Origin of the sequence: Lachnospira multipara LB2003 (assembly GCF_000702205.1) — a bacterium.
GTDB lineage: Bacteria > Bacillota > Clostridia > Lachnospirales > Lachnospiraceae > Lachnospira > Lachnospira multipara_A.
On the sequence record NZ_JNKW01000018.1, the window covers coordinates 1 to 21805 of the forward strand.

The following is a 21805-nucleotide window of genomic DNA, read 5'->3' on the forward strand; positions in this document are numbered from 1 at the left end:
AACAATGGAAGAAGGTTAAAACGAAATTCAAGGAACTCAAAAAGTTAGGCGTGGAAGAAGAAAAAGCGTGGATATGCGCAAACATGCGAAATGGCAACTGGTATTGTGGTAGTTATTTTGTATTACAGACTGCGTTTAACAACAAGAAACTCCGTGAACTTGGATACCCAACATTCACAGAGTTTTATTTGAAAATATGTGAAAACTAGAGAAGCGCCGTATACGGAACCGTACGTACGGTGCTGTGGGAGGTCGGTAGATAAAATAATTATCTACCTCCTACCCGATTAATGAGCGGCTTTCTTCATAATGAGAGACTATCTATATAATGAGAGACTATCTATACAATGAGAGACTATCTATACAATGAGAGGCTTTCTATATAATTAGCGGCTTAGGAAATTGACCCAAATTGGTTTAGTTAAACAAAAGGGTCAAAAGAGATTTTAGCCAAAAAAGTAAAAATAGGACTAAAACTGATATTTAGCAAAAAAGGTCAAGGAGCATGGAAGAAATTTAGCCCAAAAAATAAGCCTAAACACTGAAATAAAGTAAAAAAGTCAAAATGGCTTTAAATGTCTTAAAAACAAGATTGACCTAAATTCTAAATAATAATAAAAAAGGCAAGAAATAAAAATAAGATTCTCTGGAATAATTGACCTAAAGTGAGAATAAGAAGAAATAGGTCAAAATATGAATTTTGAATTTGATGAAAAAGTGGACCTAAATGAGAATAAAGTGTATTTAGGTCAAAAAAAGAGTTCAACGTGAAAAATTAGAGTTGACCTAAATATAAGAAATAAAAGAATAGGGCAATCTGCCCAATGACTAGCTCAATAATCTGCACAACGACCTGCGAAACAACATGCTTAATGCTCAGTTCAATGACCAACCCAACAATCTGCGCAACAATCTGCGCAATGATCCGCGCAATAATCCGCCAAATAACCAGCCCAATAACCCGCCCAATAACTAATTGAGCTTTAAAACAAAAAAATCCCTATACTCATCATTATATAAAAATGTCCCCGGCCTGGGGGACCGGGGATGAGTAGAGGGGATAGAAATATAGTCAAACATGAAGGAATATGGAGATTAACCCTCATGTCTTTGTGCAATTCAAAGTTCGTTTCTGTCTCACGAACAAGTATTATTATATCATCGTTTTTGAGATATACTACTGATTTTTTATCCAAATAAAATAATTTTTACAGATTTTTTGCCGTGAAATAGGTTTTACACAATGTATTAGCCCAGTAACCATGCGGGTTTGAGGGAGACTTTTTGGGAATATGTGAAAAGGTTTTCACACATTCCCCCAACTATTTATTCATTTAGCGCTTTTATTTTGTCCATTTCAAGTCTTGTGATGTGGCAATAGCCGTTGGGGTTCTTTAAAAGGTAGTCCTGGTGGTATTCTTCAGCTTCGTAGAAGCATTCTAGAGGCTTAAATTCCACGTGGAATTCAGGATATTTTAAAGATTCCTTGGAAAGGTAGTTACTTATGGCTTCTTCAAGGTCCTTTGATTTGAAGTAAATGCCAAGAAGGTATTGCTCGCCAATGTCGCCACCTTGACCGTCACTTTGAGTAGGATCTACACATATGAAGTAGGCATCAAGTATTGTTTTGGTGCTTGTAATTTTGGGATTGTAGGTTACTCGAATGCATTCTCTAAAGCCAGTTTCTAGTCGGCATACGTCTTCGTATGTTGGATTTTGAATGTGACCGTTGGCATAGCCTACTTTAGTGCTAGTTACACCCTTTAATTCTAGGAAAGCTCGTTCCATACCCCAGAAGCACCCACCTGCAAGGTAGATTGTTTCCTCTCCTTTAGGTGCAACAAAATAGTCATCCAGTCTAGTCTCGCAGATACGGTGCTCGTAGTAGATTAAATCTTTGTCTTTGAGAATAATTTGAAATCCATTGTGCTCTAGGCAATGAATAGCCATTTCGTTAGTTTTATGGACGATTGCATGAATGATTGGTTCGTGCATATTTTCATGAATGTGGGATGTTAGAAGATATAAGGCATTGCTTGCGTAGTGTTTGCCACGATGAGCTTCGTTAATTTCAAAAAAAATTTCAGCCTTACTATTAATGCTAACATATCCAACATCTTCCCAAGCATGAGAAATTGTAAATTTATGGGCTGGCTTTTCATTAATTTCAATAAGTTCGTTTTTTAAAATAATCATTTAATCACTTCCTTTGCGTGCAATTTTATTTTGTACTATTTTATCATATGCTAGGAAAAAACCAATGGGCAAATTTATTTTATTCTTGTATTAAACGGCAATTTAGTGGTAAATTAGTCATATGTAAATTTGGCGAAGTGAGAAATTTAGCCATATGAAAAATTAGGCGAAGTGCGAAATTTAGCCGTATGAAAAACTAGGCGAAGTGAGAAATTTAGCCAATTGTAGGGAGCGATAAGATCATGACAAGAAAAGAAATAAATGAAATAAAATCACTATATGATATTGAGGATTGTGGAGTTTTAAGACTTTGTGGATGCTATGTTAATGGTGAGAAGGAGAAGGTTACTACATTTAATGAGACTTTTCTTAATTTGCCAGAGGAAGAAAGACATAAGTATTTTGATATTTTTAAGAAGACACTTTCAGGTACACCAGGTAAGAATTTGCTGGATTTGGAATTTAATATGGGAGCTTATGAAGAAGAGGGCGCTAATAGCTTTTTGCTTAAGCTAAGAGAGAGCGAGTTAAAGGATGATGAATTGCTTAATAAGCTTTATGACAGAATTATTGAAAATTATTATTATCCTGGAAATTTCCTTATTTTGCTTATAAATCAGGCATATGATATTCCCAATGTAACTAATGACAATATTGAGAACGAAGATGCATCAGATGAGGTATTTAGTTACATTTTATGTAGCGTGTGCAAGGTAACATTGTCAAAGCCAGGACTTAGTTATAATGAAGAGGACAAGAATTTCCATAATCAGTTGCAAAATCATATGGTTGATGTTCCTGACGTTGGATTTTTATTCCCATCTTTTAACGATAGAACAAGTAACACAGATATGACACTTTTTTATACTAAGGATGCCAACGATTTCCAGCACGGCTTTATTGAAAATGTGCTTAATGCCAACGAGCCAATGGGTGCAGCTGATCAGAAGGAGACTTTCAATAATCTTGTAACGGAGGCCCTTGGCGAAGATTCTAGTTATGAGACTGTAAAAAATATTCATGAGAATCTTAATGAAGTTATTGCTGAAAAAAAGAAGGAATCAAGTGCGCCTGTTATGCTTGATAAGACTGAAGTTAAGGAAATTCTTGAAAAAAGTGGTGTGAAAGAAGATAAGTTAGAGCATTTTGAAGAAAGATTTGAAATGGCAACTGGTGAGGATGGAAAGCTTGCGGCAACTAATATTGTGCCAGCTAGAAAATTTGAGGTTAAGACAGTTGATGTGGTGGTTAAAATTAATCCAGATAAGACAGATCTTGTTTCAACACAGATTATTAATGGTAAGCAGTGCCTTGTAATTGAAATCGATGAAAGACTTGAGGTCAACGGAATTTCTGTAAATCCAGAGACCGGTGAAGTAATTGAGAGGGATTAAATCGTGATTTAAACGTCTAGAAGCAGACTACTGCTAGGATAAAGTAAATGAGTTAATTTACCCAACAAAGCAATCATGTAAAATGTTTAATAAAATACCTTAATTTAAGTATGTACATTTTCCTCCCCTTAGATTATAATTTATTTGTGGGTTATATAAAGCGTCTTTATAAAAGTACGCTGAAGCAAAAAATTATAATTTAATACGGGAGGATTTTTTTATGCGAAGACTTGATTTGTATAAGAACGATTTTTTACGTTCTAGCAAGAGTTCTTTGCGTTCTAAGAGGGGTGCCATAAGACGTCTATCGTCTATTGTTATGGCAGGACTTCTTGTGGCATCTACTGCACTAGTACCGGTTAGTGGAGTTTTTGCCAATGAGTCTAACAATTTAGAAACCGCAAAGATAGTTGCATTTCCAGGCGCAGAGGGCGGCGGAATGTATGCGACAGGTGGCCGTGGATATGATGTTTATGTTGTGACTAATCTAGAGGATTATGCACTAGGGGAGACACCTATTCCAGGTTCATTAAGATATGGTATTGAAACAGCCACAGATGGCTGCATGATCGTTTTTAATATCGGTGGAACGATAGAGCTAAAACAGACATTATCTTTTAGAGATAAGAAAAATATTACAATTGCAGGACAGACTGCACCGGGGGACGGAATCACACTTTCAGGGTATGAGACTAATATTAGTAACTCTGAAAATCTAATTATTCGTTTTGTTCATTTTAGAACAGGTGCTAAGAATGTGTATACAGCTGGTGACTCAATGGATGCCTTATGGGGAAGAGACAATAAGACATTCATCATTGATCATTGCTCATTTAGCTGGAACACAGATGAAACATTATCTACATATAGAGGCGCTGACGGAACAGTACAGTGGTGTATTATTAGTGAAAGCTTGACTGTTTCTGGCCATTCAAAGGGAAGACATGGCTACGGCGGTATTTTTGGCGGAGATAATGTAGTATTTCAGAATAATCTAATTGCTAACCACACATCTAGAAACCCACGTATTGGTGGTGGCACAATGACAGATCCAACTAAAGTTTATTCAATGGCAACAGTTCAGCTTAGCAATAACTACCTATATAATTGGGGTTATTATTCATGCTATGGCGGAGGTTATGCCCAGACAAATTATATAAATAACTATTTTAAGACAGGCCCAGGTACAAGGGACGCAGCAAAAAATACAATTTTAAATTATGGTGAGAAGACAAAGCCAGGTAGCGTCTATTATACAGGTAATGTTTTTGAGGGTAATGAAGATGTAACTAATGACAATAGTAAAGGCTTTAAGTTTGAGGGAGCAAGCGAAGGAAACACTGTAACTACAGTAGCTGATACAGCTTTTGAATCAGCAGCTTTTAATCAGATAACCTTAAGGGATGCAACTACTGCAAGCAATTTGGTCCTTAATCAGGCAGGCGTTACATATCCTAAGCGTGATGCTATTGATGCAAGAGTAGTAGCAGAGGTTGAAAATGGCACAGGCGCATACATTAATACTGAAGATGAGGTTGGTGGTTATGCAACTAAGACAGTTTCAAGAGAAGAAGCTTTTGATAAAGATTTAGATGGAATTAGTGATGAGTGGGAATTAGCTCATGGACTTAATCCATCAGATTCTACAGATAGTAAAAAAATCGCTCCTAGCGGCTATTCATATATTGAAGAGTATGCTAATGAGCTTGTATCAGATGTTATTAAGGAAGATTATAAAGCATTAAATCCTGATTTAAGCATCGATTTAGCTAATAATACTGAAGTTTATGAAGGAACTGATGTTAATGTAGTGGCTAATGCAAGTGCCAAAAACGGGGCTAGCATTTCAAAGGTTGAATTCTACAACGGAGATAAGCTTGTGGGAACTGATGAAAGTGCACCTTATAGTTTTACATATAAGGATTTGACAGATGGAACTTATAATATTTCAGCCAGAGTATATGATAGCAACGGACTTCAGACTCAGTCAGATACTAGTAAATTACATGTTAATAGTATGAATAGTGCTGGAGACTGGATTAGTACAGATATTGGTGATGTAGCTATTAAGGGTAGCGCTAGTATGACAGATGGTGTACTTACTGTTAAAGGTAATGGTAAGCTTGGTAGAGAGGAAGGAAGTGTTAAGGGAACAGATAATTACGATGCTTCTAAGGATTCATGCGCTTATGCTTATCAAAAACTAACAGGAGATGGAACTATAACAGCTAAATTAGATTCTGAGACAGTTGTGGATTGTCATACATTTACAGGACTGATGCTTAGAGAGAGTTTGGCTAGTGGTGCTAAGAGCGTAAATCTTGGTTTTTCAATGGTTAAGTTATCATCTAAGACATGTTGGGCAACACATATGACAGCTAGAAAGGAAAGTAATGGAAACCTTCCTGAACTTTCAGAGACTCTAGATAGTGTTGCTAATGCTAATAAGGCAGGAATTGGCTATGTTACTGATCTTAATTATAAGACAGGAGGCCTCGTAAATGGTACATGGTTAAGACTTGTTCGTGAAGGCGATACATTTAGAGGTTATGCATCAGATGATGGTAAGGATTGGACTTTAGTTAGTGAAATGACAGTTGACCTTCCAGAAACAGCGTATGTAGGTTTTGCAGTAGATAGCGGACAGGTAGCTAATAGCATTAACAATCTTTCAACAGCAAAATTTAGCAATATTGAATTAAGCAATGAAATCCTAGATAAGAAGGATAATGCAGATAACAATCAGGGAAGTGGAGATGAAAGTCAGGGAAGTAGTGAAAGCGGTCAAACTGATGAAAAAACTAATATGCCTGTAGTTTATGACAACAGCAATTTGCTTTCTATGACAGGAGTTGGTTCTTCGATTATTTTAAGCCAGGGAGCTAAGGAAGGTAAGATTGCAACTGAGAGCGCAGCTAGTGATGTTAATGCAAGTTACTTGCTATTCCCAGAGACTAAGGATAATCAGAAGCTTGAACTTGACTTAACAATTAATAGTTATTCTATTTTTGGTCAGGCTGGTAAGACATCTGGTGTCTTTGTAGGTGCTTTCGGCAGTGGAAAAAACGTTTTTGCAACACTTGGATTTAGAGGATATGACAGCACGGTAGGTTCTGACTCACTTTCTGGATATTGGACTAAGGCAACAGGTAAGGCTGGTAATGGTTCACCAAAATATGAGGTGGCTACAGGGGACACTTACCATGTGGTTTTTGAAAGAACAAGTTCAGGATATACAGCTACATTTACAGATCTAACAAATCCTTTAATTGTTACATCAACTGGTGAAACTTACAAAGATTCTAAGACAATTAAGTTATCAGACCTATATACAGGTGAGGGTAATGTAGGAGTTGGAAGTAATGTGAGCTTAGGAATTGGAATTGTTGGTGCAACAGTTAAGGTTCAGAATATGATTTTAACTGATAGCAAGGGAAATGTCCTTTACAATCAGAGAGATTATTATAAGGATGCAGGCACAGCACCTACAATTACTAAGGTTAATACTCCAGTAATCAATGATGAAAGAACAGAGATTACAGTAAGTTATGAGGGAACTGGCCTTACAGGTGATGGAATGTATGAAATCTCAGTTTCAACTGATGGAGGACATAACTTTAAGACAGTAGCAACAACTAAGGATACAAGCTATAGTTATAAGCCAAGCGCTTCTGGTAATTACATCTTTAAAATTACAGGTGTTATGGGTGAAGAGGTGTCTAATTCAATGAATTCAGCAGCCGTTGATTTTGTTAAACCACTTACTGAGCCTGAAAGTTTAGATGCAAAATCAGGAGATAGTCAGATTGAATTATCTTGGAAGAGCGTTAGTGGTGCAACGGGCTATGATGTTTATAGAAAAACAGTTGATTCTGACACTTACGAATTAATTGGAGAGACTTCTTCTACAAGCTATAAGGATATGAGCGCTGTAAATGAGGTGGTTTACAATTATGCAGTAACAGCTAAGGATGACAACAATGCTTCTAATAAGTCAGGAGCTATTACAATTATGGCAACTGCAGGACATACAGGTGAGTGTTATTTTGGAGATGAGGCAGCTAATTTAGAGCTAGTTTCAAAGTCAGATGATACAGTAGTAAATGGTAAAAATGCTGGATTTACAATAAAGTCTAGCGAAAATGGTAGCTTTATGGTTACTTTAAATGGCAAGGAAATAGCAAGTAAAGAGGTTCAGGCTGGGGAAAATTTCGAGGTAAATCTTGATTTAACAGATGGTAGAAATGCAGTAGTAGCCTACTTTACAAGTGAATCAGGTGTTAAGACATATAAGAATTTTAACTTCGTTTCACTAACTAATATTGAAAAAATAGTAGATGCTAGCTATACAGGTACTGATGGCGATTTAGTAGATGGAATCCCAACTTATAAGACAGTCACTAGCGCTATCGATTCAGTTACAGATACAGAAGATAGCACAGTGATATTTATAAAGAATGGTCGCTATTATGAAAAGTTAAACATTGAAAAAGCTAACATCACACTAATTGGTGAGGATGCAGCTAAGACAGTACTTTGCTATGATGTGGCTAGTGGCTCAGTTTCAAAGGATGGCTCTACTTATGGAACATCAGGTAGTGCATCAGTTACACTTGGTGGTGGAGCTAGTGGTTTTGCAGCTGAAAATCTTACAATCTCTAATGAATTTGACTATTTAGGAAGTTCGATTGATGGAAAGCAGGCAGTTGCATTACTTAACAATGCAGATAAGACAGTTTTTACTAATGTAATTTTCCTTGGATATCAGGATACATTATATGCTAATGGATCATCTATTGGTGCAAGACAGTACTACAACAGATGCTACATTGAAGGAAATGTAGATTTTATCTTTGGTAGAGCACTTGCTGCATTTACAGATTGTGACATTGTATCTAACGGAGATGGTTATTTAACAGCAGCTTCAACAGAAAGCGTAAATTCAGTAGGTTATGTATTCAATAATTGTCGTTTACTTGCAAAATCTAATGTAAAGGGCGTTTATCTTGCTAGACCTTGGAGAACTAACGCAGCTGTTTATTACATTAATTGCTATATGGGCAAGCAGATTAGAGAAGTTGGTTACTGTGATATGAGTAACAACTCATATAAGGATGCTAGATATGGGGAATATGGCTCATACGGTCAGGGCTTTGTAGTTAATACAGATAGAGTTCAGTTATCTAAAGAAAAAGCAGATAAGTTAAGCACTGCAGCACAGGTACTTGCTAGTGATCCTAATCTATATGCAGATGGTGCTTGGGATGTGGATATGGCTTATGAGAATATTTCTAAGTCTTATATCAAGACAAGTGACGTAACTTACAAGATGCTAACTGGAGATAATGTTGAAATTAAGCAGGGCGAAGTTCTTGTATTAAGATCTGAGGCTGATTTTGATAAGTTTATTGGAGTTAGAATTGATGGAGAATTAGTAGATTCAATTAATTACAAGGCTTATTCAGGCTCAACAGTAATTGAACTGGGTTCAGAATTTACTAAGACTTTATCTGAGGGTGAGCATACAATTGAAATCCTATCAAAGGATGGCCAAGCTAAGGCAATTGCTGTAGTTAAGAAGGCTGATAAGACTAGTGATGAAGCAACAACTCCTAGAGATAATGAAAATGTTAATGAGCCTACAGAAGCTGTAATTGAAGAAGTTGCAGCCGATACAGGAGTAGTTAATGAGAGCTCTAAGAATGTAGACGCTAATAAGGAAGCACTTGTTGCAGCTGATACGGTTAAGAGTGGAGATGTACTTTCTTCTACAATTTATCTAATTGTGATGTTAGTTTCAGTAATTGGCATTGTTACAATTATTTTTGCTGGAGAAGGTGAAGATATTAAGAAGCATATTCACTAAGAATTGATATAATAATTAAGTTAGTAAGCTTAAAATAGCTTAAAAATAGCGTGTCTTTTTGATAATAATTATCATTAAGGCACGCTATTGTATTTTTATAAGAAATTCTAAGGGTTTTTATAATCTTCTTTATTATAATTATTAAGTTATATGTTATAATTCCTATTGTGTCACATTATTACACATTGGGAGGATTTTTAATTTATGGCAGACGCAGGAAAGAAAGGAATATCACTAGGCTTTAATTCGCCGGTAGTTTTAGCTTTTTCGCTAATATCATTATGCGCGCTTTTCCTAAATGAAATGACGGATGGAGCAAGTAATTTGGCCCTATTTAGCGTGTACAGATCTGATATTGATTTTCTATTCTTTGTTAGACTTGTTGGACACGTCTTCGGTCACACAGACTGGAATCATTTCTACTCTAATATGATGTTTTTCTTACTTATAGGACCAGTGTTAGAGGAGAAATACGGAAGCTTCGACCTTATTGTGTTGATGGTAATAACAGCAGTTGTGTCGGGTTTGGTTAGTATTATTTTTATGCCAACAACAGTGTTACTTGGTTCAAGCGGAATAGTATATATGATGGTTGTGTTACTATCTGCTTCAAGTATTAAGGGAAAGAAGATTCCACTTACATTAATCCTGATACTGTTTATGTACGTGGGTGCAGAAGTATTAAACGGATTTACTACGACAGACTCTATTTCACAGCTTTCACATGTGATTGGCGGAATATGTGGAGCTATTTTTGGAATAGTGTTAAATCTAGATACTAAAGATTTATAAGTATTAAGAAAGGAATGTTGAATTGAGCAATACGGTTAAAGGAATAATATGTATAATTATTTCAGCATTTTGCTTTGCACTAATGAGTGCATTTGTAAGACTTTCAGGTGATTTACCATCTGTAGAGAAGGCTTTCTTTAGAAATGCCATTGCTCTTATAATTGTGCTTGTTACCATAATTAAAAAGAGAGAAAAATTGCAATTTACGAAAAGAGACCTACCTATTCTTTTATTAAGATCGATTTTTGGAACAATCGGTTTATTATGCAATTTTTATGCAGTTGATCATTTAAATCTTGCAGATGCTTCAATGATGCAGAAGCTATCACCATTTTTTGTTATAGTGCTATCATTTATAATTCTTAAGGAAAAATGTAGCATTGCTCAGTGGATAGCTGTAGTTGGTGCATTTATTGGTGCTTTATTTATAATTAAGCCAAGCGGAGATTTTAATAATTTCCCAGCTGTAATTGCAGCAATTGGTGGACTTGGTGCAGGCTCTGCCTATACTATGGTTAGATTACTTGGTAAGAGAAAAGTAACGCCAGACCTAATTATTATGGCGTTTTCAGGATTTTCATGCCTAGTTTGCCTACCATTTATGATTGTGGACTTTAAGCCAATGACCTTGGCCCAGTTTGCTATATTGTTACTTGCAGGAATCTTTGCTGCAGGCGGTCAGTTTGCAATTACAAGAGCTTATATATACGCACCAGCAAGCAAAATCTCTATTTATGACTACTCACAGATAATATTCTCAGCTGTGCTAGGATTTTTAATGTTTGGACAGATACCAGATGCCTTAAGTTTCGTGGGCTATGCAGTTATTATTGCAATGGCATTGTGGATGTTTATATATAACAAGAAAAAAGTAGAATAAAATAGTTAACTAATAATAAGTATGAATATGGATAAGACAACGAATAATAATTCTAATCAGTATATGTTTCATAACCTACTTAGGTTATGCACTCATGAAAAATTAAATAAAGATTTAATCGCAGAAGATGTGAAAGAGCTCTGTAATTGGCTACATATTGGAAAATTAAATCTAGAATTAACCGATATAGAAATCGAGGAAAAGTTATTATATTCTTATGAATTATATAATATCAAGGAAGAATGTGGTAAAGAATTTACTTATTCATATCCAGTGGGTCAATATAGACAAGGTAAGGTGATTATTTCCTTGTTAAAGGGATATGATAAAGACGAAAATCTAGATACCTTTGCGAATATTATAACTTTGATAACTAATAATGTTAATTATGCTAAGATGATTAACAGAGCTAAATATTATGATGCCCAAACAGGGGTAGCTAATTTAAAATTCGTAAAGGAAAAAATGGCTCGTTTGCTAGTTGAAGGCAACAAAATATCGGATTATGCCATAATTTATGCAAATATTCAGAACTTTAAGTATATTAATGACAGTTGGGGTGTAGCTGCAGGTGATGCAGCAATAATTAAGTACACTCATACGTTAGTAGGTCTAGCTAAGGCAGATGAGGCAATAGGTCGCCTTGGCGGAGATCATTTTATAATATGTGTTAAAAGAGATAGTTTGGACAATATACTTGAAGCATTAAGTGGTATAGTTATTACAGATTTACCAGGCACAGGCGGAAGAAAATTTGAACTGGCTGCATGGGCTGGAATAATGATAAATGATGATGATAACATGACATTTGATGTAAGAATGCAGGCGGCAATTGATGCCTATTCTATGGCAAAAAACCGATTGAAAAAAAGAGTTGTTTATTACAATTCTGGCTTTAAAGATACAATGGATTGGACAAGAAAAGTTAGAGGTTTATTCTCTAAATCAATAGAAGAACTAAACATTTACCCGGTATTACAGGCCAAGGTAAATATGAAGACAGGAAAACTTGTGGGATTTGAGGCCCTTTGTAGATGGCAGTATGAAGGAAAAATCATACCTTCAGTAAAATATATCCCAATACTTGATAGCAATGGAATGATACATGAACTTGATATGTATATGTTAAGAGTAGTATGTTCGCTAATAAGAGAGTGGCTTGACTGTAATATCAAGATTCCGGTAATTTCAGTAAATATATCGAGAAAGAACTTATTTATTGATAATATTGAAGATAAAATATATAACATAACTAAGGAAGTGGGGGTAGATCCTAAGTATATAGATATAGAAATTACAGAGTCATCAACAGAAGATGAGTTTAGTAAATTACAGATTTTTATATCTAAGATGCATAAGTTAGGATTTGCAATTTCAATAGATGACTTTGGAGTAGGTTATTCTTCCCTTAGCTTACTTCATAAGATTGATGCAGATGTGATAAAGTTTGATAAGAGTTTTATAGATAACATCTGTAGTTCGAACAAAGTAGAATATATTGTTGAAAGCATATTAAACTATGCCAATAAAGTTGGTGTTCGCACAATAGCAGAAGGTGTTGAGAACATAGATCAGGGAAAGAAATTACTTTCTATGGGTTGTGAAGTCTGTCAGGGCTTTTATTATGGAAAGCCGCTTACAATCCAGGAAGCAACAGATAAGTTAATTAATCCTGACTATGTGGCAATTGCCTAAGAAAAAATACCTTGCTTAGATTCTGGTAGTAAGCTTCGTATATAGTCTTCATTAAGATCTTCACCAATAATAATTACTACATCTTGTCCAAGGTTGATTTCATCTATGGATAGAGCAGTTTTTGTTGCATTTACCTGATACCATTTAGAATCTGTAGTTGTATCATTTATAAATCCTTTGATTCTAAAGACCTTACCACATCTTGTGTCCTCATAACAGCTAGTGATAAGAGCTTTCATCTCATCTAGTGTTAGTCCACAAGCAAGCAAATACACTGAATTGTAATCATTACTGTCGTCTAAAATTAATTTTTCATGGTCGAAAGTGTTGTAACCACTGATTAATAGGGATTCAAGTGTATCTATATCAAGATCTGGGATTGTGGCCTTAATGCAGTCAGATTCAGTGATTTGGCGGTCTCCCTTAAACTTCTTAATGCAGTCATTAAGAATGCTAATAGTGTTATCAATATCTTGTGCTTTAGCAAGATCGGCATGGGAAAGGAGAATTTTACCAGCACGAGATACTTGTGAGCACACAAGATATTTAGAAGAATTGGATAGGTTTGATTCTAACTTAGAATCAATAACAGTTATGACGTTGCCAATGCTATACCAGCGATTTATAGGATCTTCGTTTATGATATCGAAGAATTCATCTACATCAAATATTCCAGATGGTTCAATAATAACGCGGTCATATCCTAGCATACCAAGAGCAATAAGTTTAGTCTTTAAGCGTCTCCTATGGCAGTCATAATCGCAGCCACCAGCCACCATTTCAACATCGGCATCTCCTCCTATGGAATCTTCAAGAATAAGCATATCCACATTAACTGCCCCAAAATCGTTCTCAATTATGCCGATATTTAAGCCCTTAGCAGTTAGAAATTCAACGTATTTTTTTATAAATGAGGTTTTCCCAGAACCAAGGAAACCAGTAATAAGATCTACTTTAATCATTTTGCACCTGCTTTAAATTAACATTATCTCTTTCAATAAAGATATATTACAACATCTTTATTTTATAGTAAATTCTATATAATACATGTTAACAAAAACATAGTCAATGAATATAGAAGTGTTGTAAACAAATCAGCGAGCTTTTTAATAAAGTGCTTGTAAAAACTTGAGATATATGGTAAAACATACTTATAGAAAATACTTTTTTAAAAGTAAGATTAAAGCGAATTGCGCTACAATGTCTTTGGGAGGAAATTATGACAGAATTTTTTAAAAATGTCCCAGAAATTAAGTATGAGGGACCAGAAAGCACTAATCCATTTGCTTTCAAATATTATAATGCAGAAGAAGTTGTTGCTGGTAAGAAGATGAAGGAACATCTTCCATTTGCCATGGCTTGGTGGCATAATTTAGGTGCTACAGGTGTTGATATGTTTGGTATGGGCACAGCTGATAAGAGCTTTGGTGCTACTCCAGGAACAATGGAGCATGCTAAGGCTAAGGTTGATGCAGGTATTGAGTTTATGAAGAAGCTTGGCATTGAGTACTATTGTTTCCACGATGTGGATCTTGTACCAGAAGCTGATGATATTAATGAGACTAATAGAAGACTTGATGAGATTTCAGATTATATCCTAGAGAAGACTAAGGGTACTAATATTAAGTGTTTATGGGGAACAGCTAATATGTTTGGTAACCCTAGATTTATGAATGGTGCAGGTAGCACAAGTTCTGCTGATGTTTACTGTTTTGCAGCTGCTCAGGTTAAGAAGGCACTTGATATTACAGTTAAGCTTGGTGGTAGAGGTTATGTCTTCTGGGGTGGTAGAGAAGGATATGAGACACTTCTTAACACAGATGTTAAGTTTGAACAAGAGAATATAGCTAATCTAATGAGACTTGCAGTTGAATATGGTAGAAGCATTGGATTTACAGGTGATTTCTATATTGAGCCAAAGCCAAAGGAACCAATGAAGCATCAGTATGATTTTGATGCAGCAACAGCTATTGGATTCCTTCGTCAGTATGGTCTTGATAAGGATTTCAAGATGAATATTGAAGCTAACCATGCAACACTTGCAGGACATACATTTGAACATGAACTTAGAATTTCAGCAATTAATGGAATGCTTGGTTCAATTGATGCTAATCAGGGTGATATGCTTCTTGGATGGGATACAGATGAATTCCCTTATGATGTTTATACAGCAACTAATGCAATGCTTGAAGTACTTAGAGCAGGTGGCCTTACTGGTGGATTTAATTTTGATGCTAAGAATAGAAGACCTTCTAATACACCAGAGGATATGTTCTATGCATTCATCTTAGGTATGGATACATTTGCCCTTGGCTTAAAGAAGGCTGCAGCAATCATAGAAGATGGCAGATTAGAAGAGAACTTAAAGAAGAGATATGAAAGCTTTAATTCTGAAATCGGTCAGAAGATTAGAAATCATTCAGCTAGTCTTGAAGAACTTTCTAACTATGCTTGCGCTATGAAGAAACCAGAACTTCCAGTTTCAGGTAGACAAGAATATTTACAGTCAGTTGTGAACTCAGTTCTTTTTAAATAGTAATTAAGTTGTATTTTTTGATTTTTTTCTTTGCACATATAACAATAAATAATCTTTATAAAGGGCAGATAATTAAACTTATATCTAGAATTTATGATGAATAACTTCTTATTTAAATATGGGTTTAAATTATCTGCTTTTTGTAGTTATAAAAAATCCTGAGCTTTTTACTTATAGTAAAAAATCCTTAGCGAGAGGGTAAAAAAAGACGTTAGGGGGGGGTAGAAAATAAAAAATATTCTAACTACGAATTAGAATATAAAAATGTCTATAGGAACAAAGTACCAGAATGTGAAATAAATTAAGACCTATGTCCTATTTACCAATGATATATAAAGATTTATTATACAAATAGCAAATCTAAAGTATCCTTGTGTTTGAGAGGGGATAGTTTAGAGGATATAACGTAATAAAAAATAGAATAAGTAAAAATGAAAGGGGCTTAATTTATGAGATTAAGAAAACTTATTTTAAGTACAGGTCTTGCTGTGGCAATGGTGGCTACATCAATTCCAGCATTAGGATATGTTAATGATGCTGGTACTGATACTGATGGTTTACAGAAAAATGGAAGTGGAATTACAGCAGTTGATCAGGAAACTGGAAATTTAACAACTGCAGGTGAAGATTTTGTTGGAGCATATGGTCTAGAAAAAGATGCGAAAGTAACTGTTTCTGGATTAACTGGTACAATAACAAAATTATCACTTACAGGTGGTGCAACTTCTACGGCTGATGATATGGCTGCATTAGCAGAAAAAAATAATAACAAATTAGGTAAGGAATTAGGCGTTAATGAGTATAAATATGCTGATGCTAAAACAGTTAGTCCTTATAGTGTTGAAGCAACATATAGTGTTTCAAAAACAGTAACAGTGGACGCTGTCGCTACCTCAGTAGGATCTACTTCTGAAGCTAATTTAATAGATATAGCTAAAAAAACAGCACAAGGAAAAGTTGCGTTAACAGCAGCTGAGGTTGCATCTGCATTATCTGTAAAGGAAGCAACAGTGGGAGAAATTACAGAAGCATCAACTTATGTAGCAAATTCAGGAACTTATACAGATGGTACAGATGGTACAGCTGGTACAGATGGTTCAGATGGTACAGCTGGTACAAAAGCAACTTTAAAAGATGCTAAGGTTGAGGTAACTAAAACATTTACTGTAACTTATACAAAGGATACAGTTGCTACAGGTTATGCTTATGATATCATTTTTGCTACAACAGTAGAAGATAATAGGGACTATATTGCATATGCATACGATTCAGAAAATAATGAATTAACAGAAGTAGCAACTACAAAAGTTGCAAATGGTAAGAAGATTCAGGTTTCTGTAACTGATTTAACTCAAAATTATGTTTTAGTTTCAAAGGTAGTATCAACAAAAGAAAATCTTATCCATGAAGAACCAACAGTTGATGGATTAGATATTAAAGTTACACCTAATACTGAGACAAATCTTGATAAGACAGCTAAGGAATTTATTGATAAGTATGTAATTAAGAATGATCTTAATCATATTGCATATTTAGATATTGCAGTAACAAAAACAGCTGATGGTAGTGAAGTTACTGAAACAGAAACAGCATTAACATTCAAGATTGCTGTTCCAACAGATTTACCAGCATTAGAGGATGGCAAAACAAGAGTATTTAAGGTAATTAGATTACATGATGGTGAAGTAGTTGAATTACCAACAGAAGTTGTAGAAGGATATATTGTATTTAGCTCAGATAAGTTCTCTGATTTTGCATTAGCATATGTTGATGTTGCTGCTGAAACTCCAGCTGAAACTCCAGAAACTCCTGCAGCAGTTCCAGAAACTACAGCAGGTGAGGATACACCGGCTCCAACAACTACAACAGCTGGTGGTACATCTACAACATCGAAAACATCTTCTTCAGGTACAGCTGATAACTCAATGATGCCAATCGTTGTTGTATCATTACTCTTAGCTCTTTGCGCTGGTAGTGTTGCAGTATATAAGGAAAAGAAGACATTATAATTAAAATTAATAGTTATATAAGAAAAGTATGGTATTAAACAACGTTATATCTTGCTAGATGCGGCCTCTCCGTTTGTGGTGGACGGAGGGGCCATTTTCTACGTCTGGAATTAGATTTGACGGAAGGTAAATTTGAAGATATTTTTATTATGAGAAGCTTATTGATTGATAGAATTATAGAAAATATAGGGACAATCAATCCCGATTTTTCACAGCGTTTTTAAGAGGAAAAGAGGATATGTTAAGCCTTTATAATGCAATTAATGCTACCAGTTACGATAATCTGGATGATGTAATTGTTACAGAACTAGAAGATGCAATCAACAAGGCGATTAATGAGTGCATCGATGAAGAGATAATCGACGAAATAAAAGAGAGTGAATAGTAGAATCGATACTGAAATAGGGTAGTGAAGGTAGTGTTGGCTTCTGGTATCTTAGTGATGCCGGAGACCGCTTTTTTTATTTCATCCTTTAAGAGGTTAATCATATTATTCAGGTGAAAATGATGTTATTAAAGCATATAATAAGGATTGCGATAGATTGAAATATTCAATTCTCCTGGCGGATTGATGCCGGGAGTTGGGGAGTGGTATTCCAAAGATATTAACACAGACTAAAGAGTATGGACTTCTAGAGGTTGAGTTTATCGATATGGAAAATGCTCTTAGAGTTAATATGTATCGTGCTCTTCCGGGAGATGGAAAACAAGCGATAAGCGATAAAAAGCAAACGATAAAAGTAAACGATAAAAGCAAACGACAAACGATAAATACAAATGATAATGATAAACAACAAACGGCAAAAGAATATGCAATACTTGAATATTTAGGCAGGGTGGATAAGGCTAAAACAGTTGATATTGCTGCAGTTATTGGTCTTGGACCTGATCGAACAAGGATTATTCTTGCGTCTATGGTCAAACGTAATATGATAGTAGCAGAGGGTGCAAACAGAGTAAGAACTGAAATTGTTGAATATATTATGTCAGTTCAAGACAATGTGTATTTTTTTCAAAGAATTTTAAAACATAGTATTATGATGAAAAAAAGAATTACATTGGGTGATACGATATGTTTGGATCAAGGAGAAAGAAGTATCGTTATTAATTCCACGCCAGATGCAATATATGTAAAAGATGATGATATCCTATATTTTAAGAAATTGTCGACAATTTCGCCTATTTTTAAAGGGATAGATGAATTGTATAGAGAAGCTACTTAAGAGGAAACGAAAGAATTTCCCCAGAATGATTTTATAGAGCTGGAAGATGGTTATGGGGTTGAAAAAATCAGTCATTTAATAAAATGTCCTGTTTTGTCTCGTCTCGTTCGACATTGGACATATACACGGGAAAAGAGCAGTGATACTATTAATATAGAAAAGCAAAGGCATTTAAGATGCGTGAGAAGACTTGATTTTCTTCCCACGCATTTTTTATGCCTATTTTTATGCACAGATTTAAGAAAGTCAGAGGAGGTGGTGGAATATATGCGCGATTATGTTTGTTATTCGTTAATGATATCAATGGTAATTTAAATTGAATCGGAAAGGAGATTCTACTTACGGAAATTACAAAGACAAAGCTAATGTATGTAGGCGTTGATGATGTGTGTGCTGACTGGGGAGTATCTAGAAGTAAAGGCTATGCTATTATCAAACAACTTTCAGATCAGATGAAAGCTGAGAATCCAAAGCTTCATACAATGGCAGACAAGATTAATCAATTTTACAACGGGAATGGATTTGTGTAAGGCTAATGAAGATGACTTGAGAGTTCTGGCAGGAAAGCAGTTTGTGTAGATATTGAATGAGAATTTGTAACATACATCATTCATTGGCGAGATATGAATGCCATTCGCACAGACCACAAAGATGAGAGATATGATACGTTATGTTTTATAACGTATAAAGCTTAAAATGCGAACATATAACAGCATATATCTAATTTCACGCAAAGAATGGTTGCATATTAGAAGAATGAGTGCTATACTATGAATACGAAGTTTAAGAAAGGATGTGTTATTATGAAGATTCAAGCTGTTTTAATTGATGGTTTCAAAAATTTGTCAAATGTTAGAATCTCTTTTGATAATATCACGGCACTCGTTGCGTTAAATAATTTTGGAAAATCAAATGTTCTTTCTGGAATTGATTTCGGTTTGTCATTTATAAAAGCCACAATTGAAGATAAAAGAGAAATGATGGCTAATTCTAGTCTCATTCCTATTAATAGCAACATGATAGGAAGAAATTATAGGTATGAGATGGAAGTCCTTACTGAATTTAATGAACAAGAGTATATTGCTCAATACGGGTTTGAATTCAATTGGAAGAATACAGAAGATGCAGAACCGAAGATTGTTTCAGAATCATTGAAGATTAAACTTAATGAAAAAGGTCAGAAGTATACTCAGTTGATTAATAGAACGGTAGATTCTTCTATGTACAAGAGCTCTGAAACCGGAAGATGTTCATCAAAGATTAAAGTGGAAGATACTGAATTGGTAGCAAATAAGTTAAGAGCTTATGATGAGCTATACTATGCGGATTTAATAAAAAAACTAAATAGTATGAAAATATATATGGAGAATAACCTAGATGTTAAGAGCTTTTATCAGCCTGATCCTATTATAAGGAAAGGGTTTGAAAACGAAATGATAAATGCTGATAATCTTCCACGTATTATCTTTAATTTGAAAGAGCAAAATGAAGCAAAATTCGAATTGCTTAAGGATGTTTATGCTCAATTATTTCCTGATATAGAGGATGTTATTGTAAAGAAGATTAAAATAAATGCTACTGATAACGAGCAATTTCCGGATGATGTTCCTTTTGTGTTTACAAATTATATCCATGTTTTGTTTGTAAAGGATAAGAATTTAGCAAATCCGATTAATTTTGCAGCTATGTCAGATGGTGCTAAACGTGTGTTTATGATTCTCACGAAGATAATTGTATCAAGTGTAAGTAATGTTTCGTTGATAGCAATTGAGGAACCAGAGAATTCAGTACATCCAGGTTTATTTCAAGCATATATAAGAATAATTAGTCAATTGCTGGATGATTGTAAAGTTATTATAACAAGTCATTCGCCTTATATTATCAGTTATCTTGATCCAGCTTGGATTCATGTAGGAATAAATAGAACGCCAGGTGTAGCAGAGTTTTTCTCATTTAAGAAGACTGGACAGAAACAGCTTCAGCAGGATGCTGTTCAATTCAACATGAGTATGGGTGATTATTTATTTTCATTGCTTTCAGATGATGTCGATAGTGTCAGCGATTACTTGGAGTGTGATGCCTATGAGTAAATGCCTTGTTTTATTTGTAGAAGGTGATACAGAGGTTGAATTCTATAAAAGGGTAATTGCTAATGCACGGGATAAACGACCAGATAGAAGATTTGATACATCTATAGAATGTCGGAATGTTAATGGGGTTGGTGGATTTAAGAATATTGCATTAAGAAAATTTGTTAAGGAAATCAAGCCAAAATATGACGAAGATTGTGTTTTTACAGTTGTGCTATGTAGTGATACTGATGTTTTTGAATTATCTCAAAAACCGCCTGTTAAATGGGATGAGGTGAGAAAAGATATGATTCAAAATGGGGCATCAAAAGTAATAACTGTTAAGGCTAAACATTCTATAGAGGACTGGTTTCTATACGATGCAGATGGCATAGTTTCTTTCTTGAGACTTAAAAAAGGAACAAAAATCACTGGTAGCACTGGTTACGATAAGTTAATGCGTCTGTATAAGATGGCAAACAAAATTTATTACAAAGGGATGAAGAGTAATGGGATGGTTGAAAAACTTGATATTGACAAAATATCAGAGTCAGTTAAAGAACAGATAGCTCCTTTATATAAAGTCTTGGGAGTAACAATTTAATAGTTTAATAATGTATAGGGTTAAAACCTTTACATAGAAAATAAAAGCAAAGGCATTTAAGATGCGTGAGAAGACTTGATTTTTTCCCACGCATTTTTTATGCCTATTTTTATGCACAGATTTAAGAAAGTCAGAGGAGGCGGTGGAATATATGCGCGATTATGTTTGTTATTCGTTAATGATATCAATGGTAATATAGAGTACCTAAAAGTTACGACAGGAGAAACACCTTTTTTGATACGAGAACCTGACGAGGTGACATTATCTTTGGAGCAGGAACAAAATTTTATTAAAGATAAAATAGATGCAACTAAAGAATTGATGCTGATTGCTACGATAGATGGTAATCATATAGGCAATTGTTCACTGATGACTATCGCACCATATAAGCGGTATGCACACAGGTGTGATGTGGCAATAGCATTGTACCAAGAATATTGTGGATGTGGCATAGGAAAAATTATGTTGCAGACAGTGTTAAAGGTTGCAAAGAATGTCGGATATGAACAGGCTGAACTTGAAGTTATTTCAGATAATTATA

The 21805-nt window shown here is 34.8% G+C and carries 15 protein-coding genes and 1 pseudogene; 14 read left to right on the forward strand and 2 right to left on the reverse strand.

Annotated elements, in window-relative coordinates; all coding sequences use genetic code 11:
* A pseudogene (locus T537_RS12960) lies at window positions 1–209 on the forward strand (hypothetical protein); the annotation flags it as partial.
* Between the two features lie 1117 nt (window positions 210–1326).
* Here the strand turns inward: T537_RS12960 and msrA are convergent.
* Window positions 1327–2196, reverse strand: a complete 870-nt coding sequence (gene msrA, locus T537_RS0109365; protein WP_197018738.1) for a peptide-methionine (S)-S-oxide reductase MsrA — start codon at window positions 2194–2196, stop codon at window positions 1327–1329.
* 242 nt (window positions 2197–2438) lie between these two features.
* On the opposite strand from msrA, the gene T537_RS0109370 reads away from it, so the two are divergent.
* The 5 genes from T537_RS0109370 to T537_RS0109390 all read left to right on the forward strand — a co-directional run bounded on the left by T537_RS0109370 (window position 2439) and on the right by T537_RS0109390 (window position 12823).
* A complete protein-coding gene (locus T537_RS0109370; protein ID WP_031557466.1) occupies window positions 2439–3590 on the forward strand; it encodes a DUF4317 domain-containing protein in 1152 nt (383 codons plus the stop codon).
* A 220-nt stretch (window positions 3591–3810) separates the two neighbouring features.
* On the forward strand, window positions 3811–9456 hold the full coding sequence (locus T537_RS12515; RefSeq protein ID WP_051637211.1) for a pectinesterase family protein: 5646 nt from the start codon (window positions 3811–3813) through the stop codon (window positions 9454–9456).
* Between the two features lie 204 nt (window positions 9457–9660).
* Window positions 9661–10248 (forward strand): rhomboid family intramembrane serine protease, encoded by a 588-nt coding sequence (locus T537_RS0109380; protein WP_027437686.1) that lies wholly within the window; start codon window positions 9661–9663, stop codon window positions 10246–10248.
* Between the two features lie 22 nt (window positions 10249–10270).
* Window positions 10271–11128 (forward strand): DMT family transporter, encoded by an 858-nt coding sequence (locus tag T537_RS0109385; protein WP_031557470.1) that lies wholly within the window; start codon window positions 10271–10273, stop codon window positions 11126–11128.
* A 27-nt stretch (window positions 11129–11155) separates the two neighbouring features.
* Window positions 11156–12823 (forward strand): GGDEF domain-containing phosphodiesterase, encoded by a 1668-nt coding sequence (locus tag T537_RS0109390; RefSeq protein ID WP_031557472.1) that lies wholly within the window; start codon window positions 11156–11158, stop codon window positions 12821–12823.
* On the opposite strand, the gene T537_RS0109395 is transcribed toward T537_RS0109390, so the two are convergent.
* On the reverse strand, window positions 12820–13785 hold the full coding sequence (locus T537_RS0109395; RefSeq protein ID WP_031557474.1) for a GTP-binding protein: 966 nt from the start codon (window positions 13783–13785) through the stop codon (window positions 12820–12822). The genes T537_RS0109390 and T537_RS0109395 overlap by 4 nt on opposite strands.
* Before the next feature lie 257 nt (window positions 13786–14042).
* Between T537_RS0109395 and xylA the strand changes: the two genes are divergently transcribed.
* The 8 genes from xylA to T537_RS0109435 all read left to right on the forward strand — a co-directional run.
* Window positions 14043–15359, forward strand: a complete 1317-nt coding sequence (gene xylA, locus T537_RS0109400) for a xylose isomerase (RefSeq protein WP_031557476.1) — start codon at window positions 14043–14045, stop codon at window positions 15357–15359.
* Window positions 15360–15808: 449 nt separating this feature from the next.
* Window positions 15809–17368 carry a hypothetical protein gene (locus T537_RS0109405; RefSeq protein ID WP_031557478.1) on the forward strand — a complete coding sequence of 520 codons (1560 nt, stop codon included), beginning with the start codon at window positions 15809–15811 and terminating at the stop codon, window positions 17366–17368.
* Window positions 17369–17606: 238 nt separating this feature from the next.
* Window positions 17607–17753, forward strand: coding sequence for a hypothetical protein (locus T537_RS12880; protein WP_155895254.1), 147 nt, complete (start codon window positions 17607–17609; stop codon window positions 17751–17753).
* Between the two features lie 268 nt (window positions 17754–18021).
* Window positions 18022–18591, forward strand: coding sequence for a hypothetical protein (locus T537_RS12520; RefSeq protein ID WP_155895255.1), 570 nt, complete (start codon window positions 18022–18024; stop codon window positions 18589–18591).
* A gap of 365 nt (window positions 18592–18956) precedes the next feature.
* Window positions 18957–19121, forward strand: a complete 165-nt coding sequence (locus T537_RS12885; RefSeq protein WP_155895256.1) for a hypothetical protein — start codon at window positions 18957–18959, stop codon at window positions 19119–19121.
* A gap of 273 nt (window positions 19122–19394) precedes the next feature.
* Complete coding sequence (locus tag T537_RS0109425) at window positions 19395–20681, forward strand: AAA family ATPase (RefSeq protein ID WP_242839181.1); 1287 nt, start codon at window positions 19395–19397, stop codon at window positions 20679–20681.
* Window positions 20674–21264 (forward strand): hypothetical protein, encoded by a 591-nt coding sequence (locus T537_RS0109430; RefSeq protein WP_031557486.1) that lies wholly within the window; start codon window positions 20674–20676, stop codon window positions 21262–21264. Before T537_RS0109425 ends, T537_RS0109430 begins: the two co-directional genes overlap by 8 nt.
* Before the next feature lie 234 nt (window positions 21265–21498).
* Window positions 21499–21805: GNAT family N-acetyltransferase (locus T537_RS0109435; RefSeq protein ID WP_330372604.1), on the forward strand; the 307-nt coding region annotated here is incomplete at its 3' end.